Consider the following 15,168-nt stretch of genomic DNA (forward strand, 5'->3'; position numbering starts at 1 on the left):
TTATGTTTCAGGACAACCCGCTGCTAGCGCAGCTTAAACAGCAACTGCATTCCCAGACGCCCCGCGCTGAAGGGGTGGTAAAAGCCACTGAAAAAGGCTTTGGCTTCCTGGAAGTCGACGCACAGAAAAGTTATTTCATTCCGCCGCCGCAGATGAAAAAAGTCATGCATGGCGACCGAATTATCGCGGTGATCCACAGTGAAAAAGAACGTGAATCCGCAGAGCCAGAAGAACTGGTTGAACCGTTTCTGACTCGTTTTGTGGGGAAAGTTCAGGGCAAAAATGACCGTCTGGCCATCGTTCCTGATCATCCACTCTTAAAAGACGCCATTCCTTGTCGCGCGGCTCGTGGCCTGACCCATGAGTTTAAAGAAGGCGACTGGGCGGTTGCCGAAATGCGCCGCCATCCGTTGAAAGGCGATCGCTCATTCTATGCGGAACTGACACAATACATCACTTTTGGTGACGACCATTTCGTGCCGTGGTGGGTAACCCTGGCACGCCATAATCTGGAAAAAGAAGCGCCAGACGGTGTCGCTACCGAAATGCTCGATGAAGGTCTGGTACGTGAAGACCTGACTGCACTGGACTTTGTCACCATTGACAGCGCCAGCACGGAAGATATGGATGATGCCCTCTTCGCCAGGGCGCTGCCGGATGACAAACTACAGTTGATTGTGGCGATTGCCGACCCAACCGCGTGGATCGCAGAAGGCAGCAAGCTGGACAAAGCCGCGAAAATTCGTGCGTTCACCAACTATCTGCCAGGCTTCAATATCCCAATGCTGCCACGGGAACTTTCCGACGATCTCTGCTCCCTGCGTGCCAATGAAGTGCGTCCGGTGCTGGCATGTCGGATGACGCTATCCGCTGACGGCACCATTGAAGACGACATCGAATTTTTTGCTGCCACCATCGAATCCAAAGCGAAACTGGTTTATGACCAGGTTTCCGATTGGCTGGAAAACACCGGTGACTGGCAGCCAGAAAGTGATGCGATTGCGGAACAAATCCGCCTGTTAGCGCAAATTTGCCAGCGTCGCGGCGAATGGCGTAATAACCATGCGTTGGTGTTTAAAGATCGCCCGGATTACCGTTTTATTCTGGGTGAAAAAGGTGAAGTGTTGGATATCGTCGCTGAACCGCGTCGTATTGCCAACCGTATCGTCGAAGAAGCGATGATCGCCGCCAACATATGTGCGGCTCGCGTGCTGCGCGATAAGCTCGGTTTCGGTATCTATAACGTGCATATGGGCTTTGATCCGGCAAATGCCGACGCGCTGGCAGCATTACTGAAAACGCACGGCCTACATGTTGACGCCGAAGAAGTGCTCACACTGGACGGCTTCTGCAAACTGCGCCGTGAGCTGGATGCGCAACCGACAGGTTTCCTTGACAGCCGCATTCGCCGTTTTCAGTCTTTTGCAGAAATCAGCACCGAACCTGGCCCTCACTTTGGTCTCGGTCTGGAAGCGTATGCCACCTGGACTTCACCGATTCGTAAGTATGGCGACATGATCAACCATCGTCTGCTGAAAGCGATCATCAAAGGCGAAACAGCGACGCGTCCACAGGATGAGATCACCGTCCAAATGGCAGAGCGTCGCCGCCTCAACCGAATGGCAGAACGTGATGTCGGCGACTGGTTATACGCACGTTTCCTGAAAGATAAAGCCGGAACCGATACCCGTTTTGCGGCGGAAATCGTCGATATCAGCCGTGGCGGTATGCGTGTGCGGCTGGTCGATAACGGCGCAATCGCCTTTATCCCTGCACCATTCTTACACGCCGTGCGCGATGAACTGGTTTGCAGTCAGGAAAACGGCACCGTACAAATTAAAGGTGAAACGGTTTACAAGGTAACCGACGTTATCGACGTCACCATCGCAGAAGTACGCATGGAAACCCGTAGTATTATTGCGCGCCCGGTCGCGTAATCCCCTTTCACGGCCCGTTCATTACGGATGGGCCGTTTGCTTTTCCCCCTCCCTTCGCCTTCGTTTTATCTCAGCAGATTTTTTTTAATGACTTCCGTTTGAAAACTGGCGTTTTCCCAAAACTGGATTACAAATAAATATATAAATAAAACAATACGTTTAGCCGACATTAATTTCATGTAAGTCATGTTGAACCTTTCATTTAATGGTGAGCTTCGCCGTTAACCGTAGGGTATGCATCATGAAAACCGTTAGGGAGTCCACAACGTTGTACAACTTTCTCGGCTCGCACAACCCATACTGGCGGTTGTCGGAAAACAGTGATGTTTTGCGCTTTTCCACCACTGAAACAACAGAACCTGAACGTACTCTGCAGTTATCTGCCGAACAGGCTGCTCGTATCCGGGAAATGACGGTCATCACCTCCAGCCTGATGATGAGCCTGACAGTCGATGAGAGCGACCTTTCTGTCCATCTGGTGGGACGAAAAATCAATAAGCGCGAATGGGGTGGCAACGCGTCGGCATGGCATGACACACCAGCGGTTGCTCGTGATTTATCACACGGACTTTCCTTTGCTGAACAGGTGGTTTCTGAAGCACATTCCGCAATAGTGATTCTGGATAGCCGAGGGAATATCCAGCGTTTTAATCGGTTATGCGAAGAATACACAGGGCTGAAAGAACACGATGTCATTGGGCAAAGTGTGTTTAAATTATTTATGAGTCGCCGTGAAGCCGCGATCTCCCGGCGTAACAACAGCAGTTTTTTTCGTAGTGGCAACGCCTATGAAGTCGAGCGTTGGGTACAGACGCGCAAAGGTCAGCGACTGTTTCTGTTTCGCAACAAATTTGTCCACAGCGGTAGCGGCAAAAATGAGATCTATTTAATTTGTTCCGGCACCGATATCACCGAAGAACGTCACGCCCAGGAACGATTGCGAATCCTGGCTAACACTGACAGCATCACCGGGCTACCGAATCGTAACGCAATGCAGGAATTAATCGACTACGCCATTAATGAGGCCGACGAGGGTAAAGTCGGAGTGGTTTATCTCGATTTAGACAATTTTAAAAAAGTGAACGATGCCTACGGGCATTTGTTTGGCGACCAGCTGTTACGCGAGGTTTCACTGGCTATTTTAAGCTGTCTTGAGCAGGATCAGGTGTTAGCACGTCTTGGCGGCGATGAATTTCTGGTACTCGCACCAAACACCTCGCAAAGTGCCCTGGAAGCAATGGCATCGCGGATTTTGACCCGCCTGCGCCAACCCTTTCGCATCGGTTTAATCGAAGTTTATACCGGCTGTTCAATTGGTATTTCACTTTCACCGCAACATGGCTCAGACAGCGCGGCGATTATTCGCCATGCCGATACGGCAATGTACAGTGCCAAAGAAGGCGGACGAGGACAATTTTGCGTCTTTTCGCCGGAAATGAATCAACGGGTATTCGAATATCTGTGGTTGGATACCAACCTGCGTAAAGCTCTGGAAAACGATCAGTTAGTTATTCACTACCAGCCGAAAATCACCTGGCGGGGTGAAGTACGCAGTCTGGAAGCCCTGGTACGCTGGCAGTCTCCCGAACGTGGCTTAATTCCCCCTCTGGACTTTATTTCCTATGCCGAAGAGTCCGGTCTGATTGTGCCTCTAGGCCGTTGGGTTATTCTCGACGTCGTGCGCCAGGTAGCAAAATGGAGAGATAAAGGCATTAATCTTCGGGTTGCGGTGAATGTCTCAGCACGCCAACTTGCCGATCAAACCATTTTCACTGACCTGAAACAGGTACTCCAGGAACTTAAATTTGAGTATTGCCCTATTGATGTCGAGCTGACTGAAAGCTGTCTGATTGAAAACGATCAGTTGGCGCTTTCCGTTATTCAGCAATTCAGTCAATTAGGCGCACAGGTTCATCTGGATGATTTCGGCACGGGTTACTCTTCTCTTTCCCAACTGGCACGATTCCCCATCGATGCTATAAAACTCGACCAGGTTTTTGTCCGTGATATTCACAAACAGCCAGTCTCGCAGTCGCTGGTACGTGCGATCGTCGCCGTGGCTCAGGCGCTCAATCTTCAGGTGATTGCCGAAGGTGTAGAGAGTGCAAAAGAAGATGCCTTTTTGACCAAAAATGGCATCAATGAGAGACAAGGATTTTTGTTTGCTAAACCGATGCCTGCCGTGGCTTTTGAACGCTGGTATAAACGTTATCTAAAGCGCGCATAAAGAGACGAATATATAAATGTAACAGTATATAATTCCATTACATATCGTATTAATGAATGATAATTAGCCTTTGCCGTTAAACACTTCTCTTTTAGCGGCAATTTTTGCATTATTCATTTTCACTTTTTTGCCTTGAGGATACCCTGATGTCTGAATTTGATGCCCAACGCGTTGCCGAACGTATTGATATTGTGTTAGATATCCTTGTGGCGGGCGATTACCACTCTGCGATCCATAATCTCGAGATACTTAAAGCAGAACTGTTGCGCCAGGTTGCTGCATCTACGCCAGACATCCCGAAGGCACCGTGGGAGATTTAACAATCGTGCTTTCAGGTTTCACTATTTAAGGATGCCCGGCGCGTCAGCATTTTTTATTTAGTATTATAACGTTATAAGAATTACAGCGATGAATTCCCGACAACAAACTATTCTACAGATGGTCATTGAGCAGGGTCAGGTTAGTGTAACCGATCTGGCAAAAGCCACTGGAGTTTCCGAAGTTACCATTCGCCAGGATCTCAACACCCTCGAAAAACTTAGCTATCTACGCCGTGCACATGGCTTTGCTGTTTCGCTTGATAGTGATGACGTCGAAACCCGTATGATGAGTAATTATACGCTGAAGCGTGAACTCGCCGAGTTTGCCGCCTCACTGGTTCAACCGGGTGAAACCATCTTTATCGAGAATGGTAGCAGTAATGCCCTTCTGGCTCGCACATTAGGTGAGCAGAAGAAAAATGTCACCATCATTACGGTCAGCAGCTATATAGCGCATTTACTGAAAGACGCGCCTTGTGAAGTCATTTTACTTGGCGGCGTGTACCAGAAAAAAAGCGAAAGTATGGTTGGCCCACTGACACGTCAGTGCATCCAACAGGTGCATTTCAGTAAGGCATTTATTGGTATCGATGGCTGGCAACCTGAAACTGGATTTACAGGTCGCGACATGATGCGTACCGATGTGGTCAATGCCGTGTTGGAAAAAGAATGCGAAGTCATAGTCCTGACTGACAGTTCTAAGTTTGGTGCCATACACTCTTACTCCATCGGTCCTGTGGAGAGAATCAAGCGTGTTATAACCGATTCGAAGATTCGCGCCAGCGATACGATGCATTTAGAACACAGTAAATTAATCGTTCACGTCGTTGACATGTAATCATTTTCCTTCCCTACGGATGATTTACCCTGACGCAAATCATCCGCTCTAAGATGATTCCTGGTTGATAATTAAGACTATTTACCTGTTATTAACATCCTAAAGTTATAAACTTATTATCAGCGATATAACAGGAAGTCACTATCACCTGCGTGATATAACCCTGCGCGCGAGAGGATTTCACGGAATTATTTTAACGGATGTATTCTGAACTATTATAGTTATAGAGAGCTTACTTCCGTGAATCATAAATTCAGGAGAGAGTATTATGTTTGTAACGAGCAAAAAAATGACCGCAGCTGTTCTGGCAATTACACTGGCAATGTCTCTAAGCGCCTGTTCTAATTGGTCTAAACGAGATCGCAACACCGCAATCGGTGCGGGCGCAGGGGCTTTAGGTGGTGCAGTACTGACTGATGGCAGCACGTTGGGTACATTAGGTGGTGCAGCAGTTGGTGGTATTATCGGTCACCAGGTCGGTAAATAATCGTAAATAAATGTCGATAAGCGACTCGCAATTATAATACGCTTGACTCTGTTCATTACGAAATAACTGAATAGTACACACAGTAAAATAAACGAAAGCCACGGAATATTTCCGTGGCTTTTTTTGTTACCCGCCCGCGAGTTTTACTTTCATTCCTTTCGCTTCAAGGAGTGATTTTAATAAATCACGCTTATCTCCCTGGATTTCGATAATACCGTCTTTTACTGCTCCGCCGCAGCCGCATTTTTTCTTCAGTTCAGCCGCCAGTTTTGCCAGCTCGGTATCATCGAGATCGACTCCGGTGATCAGGCAAACGCCCTTTCCTTTACGTCCACTGGTTTGACGTTGAATGCGTACCACGCCGTCGCCTTTAGGGCGTACAGGGGCCGCTTTTGGCTCATCAATACGTCCGGTTTCCGTTGAGTAAACCAGACGGCTGTTGGAATCACTCATCATGCACTCCGTTGTAATGAGGCGTTGATCGCTTTCAGCGTTTGCGCTGGATCTGCCGATTGCGTTACCGGGCGACCAATCACCATATAATCAACTCCAGCCGCCAACGCCTGTTCTGGCGTCATAATGCGGCGCTGGTCACCAGCGTCACTCCCCTGCGGACGAATGCCCGGCGTAACCAGTTTGAACTCCTGACCGAATACCTGTTTAAAACGCACAGCTTCCTGAGCAGAACACACCACACCATCAAGGCCACATTTTTGCGTCAATGCCGCCAGACGTTCTGCATAATCCGCTGGTGACAGTGTCACGCCAAGATCGGCCAGGTCGCTGGCTTCCATGCTGGTCAATACAGTCACAGCAATTAATAGCGGTGCATCTTTACCAAACGGAACCAGCGCCTCACGTGCTGCGGTCATCATACGTGCCCCACCTGAGGCATGAACGTTCACCATCCACACGCCTAAGTCAGCCGCTGCTGCCACAGCGTGCGCTACGGTGTTGGGAATGTCGTGAAATTTCAGATCGAGGAAAATATCAAAACCGCGATGTTGCAATTCATGCACAAACTGCGGCCCAAACAGCGTAAACATCTCTTTGCCGACTTTCAGACGACAATCACGTGGGTCGATCTTGTCGACAAATGCCAGCGCGGCGTCACGATTATGGTAATCAAGGGCAACAACGACAGGAGAATTCGTAACAGCGCGGGAAGAAGATGAAGCAGTTAACGTCATGACCAGACCTTCTTGATGATGGGCACCGGAAGTGGCGCGAAACAGGTAAACGGCGAGCATTCTACCCGTGGAAATAAAAAATTAACAGTTGCGATTTCTCCCCTGTCAGGCTTTTTTACGCAGGAGTTGCCGAAGCAAAATGTGAGAGTAACAATAAGGATGTTGTAACTAAAGTTGGATTTTTTTTAGAAGTTACAGTCCATCAAGGCCGCGAATGGGTTTAATGGTTGACCAGGCCCGACATGACGGACAATGCCAGTAGAGCGTATATGCGGTAAAACCACACTTCTGGCAACGATAACGCGGCTTACTACGCACCTTCTCACCAACCATGTCACGCAGCACCATCAGGCTCTCTTTAGCGCGCCCTTCTTCTGCTTCATTCAGGTGGTAATCCATTAACTTGTGGAACACGCGCATGGTCGGGTGACGTTGTAGTTGGCGCGTAATATAGACCTGAGCGGCATCACTGCCCTCGCGCGCTTCGATGATGTCTGCAAGCATCAACTCAGCATCGGCACCGGTGTTCTCTTCCACCGCGCGCTGCAGGAACTCTGCCCATTCGGCAGTTTTACCCAGTTGCTGATAGCAGGTTTGCAGCATTTCCAGCGTTTCGCTGACCAGTTCTCTGTCCTGGGAAATGACGCGTTGCAGGCTTTCGACCGCTTTGGCGTATTCTCCTTTCGCCATAAACACACGTCCCATCATGATGGATACGCGGGCGCTGTTTTTATCTGCCGCCGCCCCTTTTCTCAACAAGGTCATAGCGCGATCAAGATCGTCGCTGGCCATATGCTGGAGCGCCAGTTCACAGTAGAAATGGGCAATCTCGACGCGTTGCTTATCTTTGCCCAGCTTCACCAGGCGTTCTGCAACATCAATTGCTTTCTGCCATTCACTGGTAGACTGATAGATTTGTAACAGCTGTTGCAATGCGCCAACACGGAAGTCAGTTTCATCGGTCAGTTGATTAAACATATCTTCCGCGCGATCGTATAAACCCGCCGCCATGTAATCACGCCCCAGTTGTTGAATTGCCAGCAAGCGTTGCTCATAAGTCAACGAGGCACTTTCCATTAAGGTTTGATGAATACGAATCGCGCGATCGACTTCGCCACGCGAACGGAACAGGTTTCCGAGCGTAAGGTGGGCTTCAACGGTGCCGGTGTCCTCTTTGAGCATATCGAGGAACAGATCAACCGCTTTATCCTGTTGATTACTAAGCAGGAAGTTAACACCTGCTACGTAATCGCGTGACAGGCGGTTGGCTTCATCTTGCTTGTTTTGTTGCGCACTTCTGCGGCCCATATACCAGCCATAGGCAGCGGCTACAGGCAAGAGCAGAAACAACAACTCCAGCATAGAAAGTTATTCCTTCGCCACTGACGAATCAGGCGCTACCGTCACGCCAGTCGCAGGTGAAAGCTGGTTTTCCAGTCGCTTTATTTTACGTTCAGCGCGCGCCAGAGAAACACGAACTCGCAGCCAGAACAGGCCACAAATCAACCAACCGATAGCAAAACCCGCAGCAAACAATACCGCCAGCAAAGTAGAGATACGATACTCCCCTTGCGCTAACAGATAATTAAATGTTACCTGTTGATCATTCTGCGCACCTAATGTGACGGAAATCACAAAAATCGCTAACACCAGTAAGAAAATGAGTAAATATTTCACATTACTTCCCGTTATGTGGTTAGAGCGAATAAATTATGGTCAACTTACCGCAATAGCCCTTTAAATTACCATTTTCACGACGTCTGCGAAATGGTAGCCACAATCATTGTTGATGATTTGAGGGTTAAATTCAGAAATTCAACCAGTATTAACTTTCTTGTTCTCGTTGCGCTATCTCACGATTTTCTTCCGGTGGTGGTGTTAATGGCCCACAAATACGTTGTGCAAGCCAGGTTGCTACCGCGACCAGCGCCCACGAAATCAACGTAGCCACCACCAGGTCGCGCGGCCAATGCATCCCAAGCAACAGGCGACTTCCCATGACTCCCGTTGCCCAAACCAGCAAGAGTGCAATGGTTACGGTTCGCCGACGCGGCCATAACAGCCCAATGGCCAGCAGAGCCCAACTGGCAGCAAACATTGTGTGACCAGAAGGAAAGGCAAAACCGGTCTCTTTCTGCCAATGAGTTCGCAAATATTGCGGGATATTTTTCTCTTCAGCCAACTGTTCTTTCACTAAATTTCCGCGCTCTGCACGCTTTAAAGTGTAGAACTCATCAACCGGAATATAATGTGTTTTTTCCAGCCAGATAACAAACGGGCGCGGTTCCTGAACTTTGTCTTTAATCCAGGATTTTACCGCTTGTCCGACCAGGATCGCCGTAGCCAGTATGGTAAACAACATAATTGCCGCTTTGATCCGAAAACGCAGGCACCAAAGGAACCAGCCGAATAAAATCAGATGCGTAATAACGCCCCAGGGCTGAGTGACAGTTTCAGTGACCCAAAAAGCCACCTTTAACACCCCATTCTGCTCTCCTGGTTGCCAACGCCAGCCAGAAATCCATACCGCTACAGGCATGATAAGTAATAGTGCAGCTCCAACTGCGGTACGTCTGGCAATCGAACGCATGGTCTCTCCTTTCTTATAAGTCTCACAATCATAACTGAAAATGCCCTGACCTGGAAAAATTGACAGATTTGTGCCATTCAGTGAACGATCGACGCGTCGTGATTAGGTGAACGCCTTCGCGTTATGGCAAAATAAGCCAATACAGAACCAGCATTATCTGGAGAATTTCATGCAGCTTAAACGTGTGGCAGAAGCCAAACTGCCAACCCCATGGGGCGATTTCCTGATGGTGGGATTTGAAGAACTGGCAACCGGACACGATCATGTCGCGCTAGTCTATGGCGATATTTCCGGGCATACCCCGGTACTTGCGCGCGTCCATTCCGAATGTCTGACCGGTGACGCCCTGTTCAGCTTGCGCTGCGATTGTGGCTTCCAGCTGGAAGCGGCGCTGACGCAAATCGCCGAAGAAGGCCGTGGTATTTTGCTGTATCACCGTCAGGAAGGTCGTAACATTGGCCTGCTGAATAAAATTCGCGCTTACGCATTACAGGATCAAGGTTACGACACCGTAGAGGCTAACCACCAGTTAGGCTTCGCTGCAGATGAGCGCGACTTCACTCTTTGCGCTGATATGTTCAAACTCCTTGGTGTCAATGAAGTCCGTTTGTTAACCAATAACCCGAAAAAAGTCGAAATTCTGTCCGAAGCCGGGATTAATATTGTTGAACGCGTGCCGTTGATTGTTGGTCGTAACCCCAATAACGAACATTATCTCGATACCAAAGCCGAGAAAATGGGGCATTTGCTGAACAAATAACCCACTTACGTTGTAAAGTTAATTTGCTTGCCGGTTATCTGACTTCCGGCAAGCAAATACTCGTTACTTCAACATATTACGAATAACGTAATGCAAAATACCGTCGTTCTGGTAATAGGTTAATTCCGTCGCGGTGTCGATACGACAACGGCACGGCACAACTTCCTGGCTACCATCAGCACGCTTCAGCGTCACCGGAACCGTCGCGCCCGGTTGTAGATTTTGCAGATCGACAATATCAATCTTCTCTTCCCCGGTCAGCCCTAATGTTTTACGCGTCACGCCTTGCGGAAATTCCAGCGGCAGAATGCCCATGCCAATTAAATTCGAGCGGTGAATTCGTTCAAACGATTCGGCAATAACCACCCGGATACCAAGCAGACGCGGACCTTTTGCCGCCCAGTCACGGCTGGAGCCAGAACCATATTCTTTACCGGCAATCACCGCCAGGGGCGTTTTCTCCTGCTTATAGCGCATCGCTGCATCATAAATAGAAACGACATCGCTGGCAGGTAAATGCCGCGTCATTCCACCTTCAACACCGGGCACCATTTCGTTACGAATGCGAATATTGGCGAATGTGCCGCGCATCATCACCTCATGGTTGCCGCGCCGCGAACCGTAGGAGTTAAAGTCTTTCCGCTCAACACCTCGACCTTGTAGATATCGACCCGCCGGACTGTCGGGCTTAATACTGCCCGCCGGAGAGATATGGTCAGTGGTGACTGAATCCCCCAGCATTGCGAGGATCCGCGCACCGTGAATATCTTCCACAAGTGCTGGTGTTGCCTGCATTTCATCAAAGAACGGCGATAAGCGAATATAGGTCGAATCATCCTGCCATCCGTAGGTATCGGATCGCGCAACGTTAATTTCTTTCCACTCAGCGGTCCCTTCGAAAACTTCTGCGTACTCTTTACGGAACATCTCTGTAGAGACCTGTTCTACTGCGCGGGCAATTTCTTGTGCCGATGGCCAGATATCTTTCAGATATACCGGGTCGCCTTTACGATCGTGGCCGATAGGCTCTGAAGCCAGGTTGATATTCATATTTCCCGCTAGCGCATAGGCAACCACCAACGGCGGCGACGCCAGCCAGTTCGTTTTAACCAGCGGATGAATACGACCTTCAAAGTTACGGTTGCCGGACAGTACCGCACCGACGGTTAAATCGCCTTTTTTGATTGCAGTTTCGATAGGATCGGGCAACGGACCAGAGTTACCAATACAGGTGGTACAGCCATATCCCACAAGGTTGAAGCCAAGTTCATCGAGATACGGAGTCAGTTTGGCTTTTGCCAGATAATCAGAAACCACTTTCGAACCCGGTGCCAGCGACGCTTTGACCCACGGTTGCCGCTTCAGGCCCAGAGTTACGGCTTTTTTAGCCAGCAAGCCTGCGGCCATCAGTACACTTGGATTAGAGGTGTTGGTACATGACGTGATGGCAGCAATAACCACTGCGCCATCAGGCAACTGATACTGATGTCCGTTCATAACATAATCGACCGGTTGGCGATCTTTATGCGTGGCATTCACTTCCAGTTCGTTACTGGCGGCAAAAGCTTTTGGTACATCGGGCAGTGCAACGCGATCCTGTGGGCGTTTTGGCCCCGCCAGACTCGCTTCAACGTCATTCATATCCAGTTCTAACGTACTGGTAAAAATCGGTTCATCGCCCGGGTTACGCCACATGCCCTGCGCTTTAGCATATTTTTCGACCAGCTCGACCTGATCTTCACTGCGCCCGCTTAAACGCATGTAATCGAGGGTGACCGCATCGATTGGGAAGAAGCCGCAGGTCGCGCCATATTCTGGCGACATATTGGCAATGGTGGCGCGATCTGCCAGCGGCAGCGAATCCAGCCCATCGCCGTAAAATTCGACGAATTTCCCCACCACGCCATGTTTACGCAGCATCTGAGTGACGGTAAGAACCAGGTCTGTGGCGGTGATACCTTCACGTAATTTTCCGCTGAGTTTAAAGCCCACTACATCCGGGATAAGCATGGAAACCGGCTGACCTAACATTGCGGCTTCCGCTTCGATCCCGCCAACGCCCCATCCCAGCACGCCAAGACCGTTGATCATCGTAGTGTGTGAGTCGGTGCCGACGAGCGTATCCGGATAAGCAATCCATTCACCATCCTGCAATTCGCTCCACACTGCTTTGCCGAGATATTCGAGGTTAACCTGATGGCAAATCCCTGTACCTGGCGGCACAACGCTAAAACGGCTGAAGGCCTGCTGTCCCCATTTCAGGAATACATAACGTTCGTGGTTTCGCTCCATTTCCAGACGCACGTTTTCCTCGAATGCCTCATCATCGCCAAAACGATCGACGGTCACCGAATGGTCAATTACCAGATCGACCGGTGAGAGTGGATTCACTTTCGCGGTATCGCCGCCGAGACGTTTTACCGCTTCTCGCATCGCCGCAAGATCCACGACAGCGGGCACGCCGGTAAAGTCCTGCATTAACACTCTTGCCGGGCGGTAGGCAATTTCACGGTCAGCATGGGCATTTTTCAACCAGCCCGCCAGCGCGTGGATATCCTCTTCGATAACCGAGTTACCATCCTGCCAGCGGAGCAGGTTTTCGAGCAGAACTTTGAGTGACTTAGGCAGACGGGTGATATCGCCCAGTGATTTAGCAGCAAGTGGCAGGCTGTAGTAATGGTAAGTTTTATCTTTGGCCTGCAACGTGTCCTTACTGGCTTCTCGTAGGGTTGACGACATAGCTCCTCCTTAATAACAGGGTTGCGATGCCCTGATTCTCTTCAGGGTGAATATTAAAGATAACACAAATATTGCGTAACGATTTGATAACAACCCAAATTGATAAAAGAGGAGAAATCTTGCGATAAGAAAAGAAAAACCTCGCCACAGCGAGGTCAGGGATTAGTGAGCAACTATCCAGATGAGTTCAACCCAGAAGAGCATCGACAGAGAAAATGCGCCCATCCAGGACCAATATTTCATATTTGTGGTGATCATAGGCTACACCCCTCACTTGTTATTACTTTCTGTTGAAATTATTCAACCTTTTATTGCTGTGGTGTATTAAAAACCGTTTAATTCACGAATATATCGGATAATAAGAATGATGATAATTATTGTTTCTGCTGCTCATCTTCAGCAAACATCTCTATAAACGCTTGCTGTTGCGACGTCAGTTTCCAGCCATCCGGAATAACGACTGAACATTCCCGTTTCGTTTCCGTTTCATTGTCACTATGCTGAGACAGTGGCAAAGCAATCTGATGCTGCTCCTGAACGACCATGCTTTACCCCCACACTTTCCAAATTAGCAGTGCGACAAGCACCCAGAAGAGCGCAGAACCAAGAAATACCGCAAGCCAGGCTTTGCGTTTCAATTCAGGGTCCCTGCGGGGTTCCTGATTTCCAGAAGGCATTGCTAACCTCATATAATCGCCATCACTTATCAGTAATGCGCTAAACGATTGGTATAATTAATCAACTGATGAGACAAATCCTAATGAAACTTTAGCCAAAAATCCAGCTAATTTACGAATCGTCTCCAGTGAATAATTCAATCTTTTGACCTGAACTAGATATTTGAAGGCTGGAGTTTGCGAGGCAGGTAATTAGACACTACTTTACGTCCGATTTACCATAAAGATTTCAGGGATAATAATATTGTGAGCGGTGTACAAATAAGAAAGAACAGAGAATATATTCCGGCACCCCGAAAATATAAAAGGTGCCGGAAATAATGCAGGTAATTATTTTTCCGGCAATTTGATATCTTTAAACATGATCTCAATTTCTTCATTGGAACGCAGTGCTACGGCGGCATCAACGACATCGCGGGTTAAATGCGGCGCAAAACGCTGAATGAAATCATACATATAACTGCGCAAAAACGTACTGCGACGAAAACCAATTTTGGTTGTGCTATGGCTGAAAATGTCATGCGCATCAACACGAACCAGGTCAGGGTCAGAAACCGGGTCCACCGCCATGCTGGCAATTACCCCAACACCCAGCCCTAAGCGAACGTAAGTTTTAATCACGTCAGCATCGGTAGCCGTGAAAACAATACGCGGCGTCAACCCTGCGCGGTTAAAGGCGGTATCCAGCTCGGAGCGTCCGGTAAAACCGAAGGTATACGTCACCAACGGATACTGCGCCAGTTCTTCAATGGTAATTGCTTTTTTGCCCGCCAGCGGATGGTCAGGTGTCACCACAATAGCCCGATTCCAGTGATAGCATGGCAGCATCACCAAATCTTCATACAAATGAAGTGCTTCCGTGGCGATAGCGAAATCGGCATTACCTTTAGAGACGGCATCGGCGATTTGTGTCGGCGATCCCTGATGCATATGCAAAGAAACGCGAGGATAACGCTCAATGAAACCTTTGATGACATTCGGTAATGCATAGCGCGCCTGAGTATGCGTGGTGGCGATATACAGCGAGCCTTTATCAGGCCAGGTATGCTCTCCGGCGACCGATTTAATAGCATCAACTTTCGACAGAACTTCACGAGCGATACGAATTATTTCCTGCCCGGCTGGAGTAACCTGCGTCAAATGCTTACCGCTACGGGAAAAAATTTGAATACCCAGCTCATCTTCCAGCATTCTGACTTGCTTACTGATCCCAGGTTGTGATGTGTAAAGTCCTTCAGCCGTTGATGAGACGTTCAGGTTATGATTGACGACCTCAACAATATAGCGAAGTTGTTGTAATTTCATGTTAAACCATCCAATTAGACGCCATCAGAACATCGTTTTTTCGTCACTCCTGACGGGTGACTAATACGATTTAATAATAAAAAAGGTGCTAACTATAA

18 protein-coding genes are annotated in these 15,168 nt (G+C 48.8%); 6 read left to right on the plus strand and 12 right to left on the minus strand.

Annotated elements, in window-relative coordinates; all coding sequences use genetic code 11:
• The first annotated feature begins 2 nt into the window (after window positions 1–2).
• A complete protein-coding gene (locus tag EQY_RS0105090) occupies window positions 3–1,937 on the plus strand; it encodes an exoribonuclease II (protein ID WP_000485025.1) in 1,935 nt (644 codons plus the stop codon).
• A 65-nt stretch (window positions 1,938–2,002) separates the two neighbouring features.
• Here the strand turns inward: EQY_RS0105090 and EQY_RS0105095 are convergent, their stop codons facing one another.
• Window positions 2,003–2,125 (minus strand): hypothetical protein, encoded by a 123-nt coding sequence (locus EQY_RS0105095; RefSeq protein WP_000221851.1) that lies wholly within the window; start codon window positions 2,123–2,125, stop codon window positions 2,003–2,005.
• Between the two features lie 53 nt (window positions 2,126–2,178).
• On the opposite strand from EQY_RS0105095, the gene pdeR reads away from it, so the two are divergent.
• Window positions 2,179–4,164, plus strand: coding sequence for a cyclic di-GMP phosphodiesterase (gene pdeR / locus EQY_RS0105100; RefSeq protein WP_000859925.1), 1,986 nt, complete (start codon window positions 2,179–2,181; stop codon window positions 4,162–4,164).
• Here the strand turns inward: pdeR and EQY_RS27420 are convergent.
• Entirely contained in the window at window positions 4,146–4,274 is a 129-nt protein-coding gene (locus tag EQY_RS27420; RefSeq protein WP_225762567.1) for a hypothetical protein, read from the minus strand. The genes pdeR and EQY_RS27420 overlap by 19 nt on opposite strands.
• Before the next feature lie 36 nt (window positions 4,275–4,310).
• Here EQY_RS27420 and EQY_RS0105105 point away from each other — a divergent pair, with 36 nt between their 5' ends.
• From EQY_RS0105105 to osmB, 3 genes are all read left to right on the plus strand, one after another.
• Complete coding sequence (locus tag EQY_RS0105105) at window positions 4,311–4,484, plus strand: YciZ family protein (protein WP_001288366.1); 174 nt, start codon at window positions 4,311–4,313, stop codon at window positions 4,482–4,484.
• Window positions 4,485–4,572: 88 nt separating this feature from the next.
• Window positions 4,573–5,322: a DNA-binding transcriptional regulator YciT gene (gene yciT / locus EQY_RS0105110; protein ID WP_001088636.1), complete on the plus strand. Its 750-nt coding sequence runs from the start codon at window positions 4,573–4,575 to the stop codon at window positions 5,320–5,322.
• Window positions 5,323–5,590: 268 nt separating this feature from the next.
• Window positions 5,591–5,809: an osmotically-inducible lipoprotein OsmB gene (gene osmB, locus EQY_RS0105115; protein WP_000498252.1), complete on the plus strand. Its 219-nt coding sequence runs from the start codon at window positions 5,591–5,593 to the stop codon at window positions 5,807–5,809.
• A 126-nt stretch (window positions 5,810–5,935) separates the two neighbouring features.
• Here the strand turns inward: osmB and yciH are convergent, their stop codons facing one another.
• The 5 genes from yciH to pgpB form a co-directional block, all read right to left on the minus strand.
• Complete coding sequence (gene yciH, locus EQY_RS0105120; protein ID WP_010344773.1) at window positions 5,936–6,262, minus strand: stress response translation initiation inhibitor YciH; 327 nt, start codon at window positions 6,260–6,262, stop codon at window positions 5,936–5,938.
• Entirely contained in the window at window positions 6,262–6,999 is a 738-nt protein-coding gene (pyrF, locus tag EQY_RS0105125) for an orotidine-5'-phosphate decarboxylase (protein ID WP_000176261.1), read from the minus strand. The genes yciH and pyrF overlap by 1 nt, the downstream gene beginning before the upstream one ends.
• Window positions 7,000–7,191: 192 nt before the next feature.
• Window positions 7,192–8,361 (minus strand): lipopolysaccharide assembly protein LapB, encoded by a 1,170-nt coding sequence (lapB, locus tag EQY_RS0105130; RefSeq protein WP_000891366.1) that lies wholly within the window; start codon window positions 8,359–8,361, stop codon window positions 7,192–7,194.
• A gap of 6 nt (window positions 8,362–8,367) precedes the next feature.
• Window positions 8,368–8,676: a lipopolysaccharide assembly protein LapA gene (gene lapA / locus EQY_RS0105135; RefSeq protein ID WP_000876289.1), complete on the minus strand. Its 309-nt coding sequence runs from the start codon at window positions 8,674–8,676 to the stop codon at window positions 8,368–8,370.
• Window positions 8,677–8,824: 148 nt separating this feature from the next.
• Window positions 8,825–9,589 carry a phosphatidylglycerophosphatase B gene (gene pgpB / locus EQY_RS0105140; protein ID WP_001256525.1) on the minus strand — a complete coding sequence of 255 codons (765 nt, stop codon included), beginning with the start codon at window positions 9,587–9,589 and terminating at the stop codon, window positions 8,825–8,827.
• Between the two features lie 169 nt (window positions 9,590–9,758).
• On the opposite strand from pgpB, the gene ribA reads away from it, so the two are divergent.
• Window positions 9,759–10,349: a GTP cyclohydrolase II gene (gene ribA / locus EQY_RS0105145; RefSeq protein ID WP_001176293.1), complete on the plus strand. Its 591-nt coding sequence runs from the start codon at window positions 9,759–9,761 to the stop codon at window positions 10,347–10,349.
• A 63-nt stretch (window positions 10,350–10,412) separates the two neighbouring features.
• On the opposite strand, the gene acnA is transcribed toward ribA, so the two are convergent.
• From acnA to cysB, 5 genes are all read right to left on the minus strand, one after another.
• The gene (acnA, locus tag EQY_RS0105150; protein WP_000099501.1) at window positions 10,413–13,088 is read right to left on the minus strand and encodes an aconitate hydratase AcnA; all 2,676 of its coding nucleotides are present in this window, start codon (window positions 13,086–13,088) and stop codon (window positions 10,413–10,415) included.
• A 162-nt stretch (window positions 13,089–13,250) separates the two neighbouring features.
• Complete coding sequence (gene ymiC, locus EQY_RS26070; protein ID WP_016158389.1) at window positions 13,251–13,346, minus strand: small membrane protein YmiC; 96 nt, start codon at window positions 13,344–13,346, stop codon at window positions 13,251–13,253.
• A gap of 116 nt (window positions 13,347–13,462) precedes the next feature.
• The gene (locus EQY_RS0105160) at window positions 13,463–13,633 is read right to left on the minus strand and encodes a YciX family protein (RefSeq protein ID WP_000261429.1); all 171 of its coding nucleotides are present in this window, start codon (window positions 13,631–13,633) and stop codon (window positions 13,463–13,465) included.
• A gap of 3 nt (window positions 13,634–13,636) precedes the next feature.
• On the minus strand, window positions 13,637–13,777 hold the full coding sequence (locus EQY_RS0105165; RefSeq protein ID WP_001234284.1) for a YmiA family putative membrane protein: 141 nt from the start codon (window positions 13,775–13,777) through the stop codon (window positions 13,637–13,639).
• Between the two features lie 318 nt (window positions 13,778–14,095).
• The gene (gene cysB / locus EQY_RS0105170) at window positions 14,096–15,070 is read right to left on the minus strand and encodes an HTH-type transcriptional regulator CysB (RefSeq protein ID WP_000776255.1); all 975 of its coding nucleotides are present in this window, start codon (window positions 15,068–15,070) and stop codon (window positions 14,096–14,098) included.
• Between the last annotated feature and the right edge of the window lie 98 nt (window positions 15,071–15,168).

Origin of the sequence: Escherichia sp. TW14182 (genome assembly GCF_000208525.1) — a bacterium.
GTDB lineage: Bacteria > Pseudomonadota > Gammaproteobacteria > Enterobacterales > Enterobacteriaceae > Escherichia > Escherichia ruysiae.

Coding starts and splice junctions, on each gene's coding strand:
- EQY_RS0105160 (WP_000261429.1), bottom strand. CDS start 13,633: ATGGTCGTTCAGGAGCAGCATCAGATTGCTTTGCCACTGTCTCAGCAT.
- cysB (WP_000776255.1), bottom strand. CDS start 15,070: ATGAAATTACAACAACTTCGCTATATTGTTGAGGTCGTCAATCATAAC.
- yciH (WP_010344773.1), bottom strand. CDS start 6,262: ATGAGTGATTCCAACAGCCGTCTGGTTTACTCAACGGAAACCGGACGT.
- yciT (WP_001088636.1), top strand. CDS start 4,573: ATGAATTCCCGACAACAAACTATTCTACAGATGGTCATTGAGCAGGGT.
- osmB (WP_000498252.1), top strand. CDS start 5,591: ATGTTTGTAACGAGCAAAAAAATGACCGCAGCTGTTCTGGCAATTACA.
- EQY_RS0105105 (WP_001288366.1), top strand. CDS start 4,311: ATGTCTGAATTTGATGCCCAACGCGTTGCCGAACGTATTGATATTGTG.
- pgpB (WP_001256525.1), bottom strand. CDS start 9,589: ATGCGTTCGATTGCCAGACGTACCGCAGTTGGAGCTGCACTATTACTT.
- ymiC (WP_016158389.1), bottom strand. CDS start 13,346: ATGATCACCACAAATATGAAATATTGGTCCTGGATGGGCGCATTTTCT.
- acnA (WP_000099501.1), bottom strand. CDS start 13,088: ATGTCGTCAACCCTACGAGAAGCCAGTAAGGACACGTTGCAGGCCAAA.
- pdeR (WP_000859925.1), top strand. CDS start 2,179: ATGAAAACCGTTAGGGAGTCCACAACGTTGTACAACTTTCTCGGCTCG.
- pyrF (WP_000176261.1), bottom strand. CDS start 6,999: ATGACGTTAACTGCTTCATCTTCTTCCCGCGCTGTTACGAATTCTCCT.
- EQY_RS27420 (WP_225762567.1), bottom strand. CDS start 4,274: ATGCAAAAATTGCCGCTAAAAGAGAAGTGTTTAACGGCAAAGGCTAAT.
- EQY_RS0105165 (WP_001234284.1), bottom strand. CDS start 13,777: ATGAGGTTAGCAATGCCTTCTGGAAATCAGGAACCCCGCAGGGACCCT.
- EQY_RS0105095 (WP_000221851.1), bottom strand. CDS start 2,125: ATGACTTACATGAAATTAATGTCGGCTAAACGTATTGTTTTATTTATA.
- ribA (WP_001176293.1), top strand. CDS start 9,759: ATGCAGCTTAAACGTGTGGCAGAAGCCAAACTGCCAACCCCATGGGGC.
- lapB (WP_000891366.1), bottom strand. CDS start 8,361: ATGCTGGAGTTGTTGTTTCTGCTCTTGCCTGTAGCCGCTGCCTATGGC.
- EQY_RS0105090 (WP_000485025.1), top strand. CDS start 3: ATGTTTCAGGACAACCCGCTGCTAGCGCAGCTTAAACAGCAACTGCAT.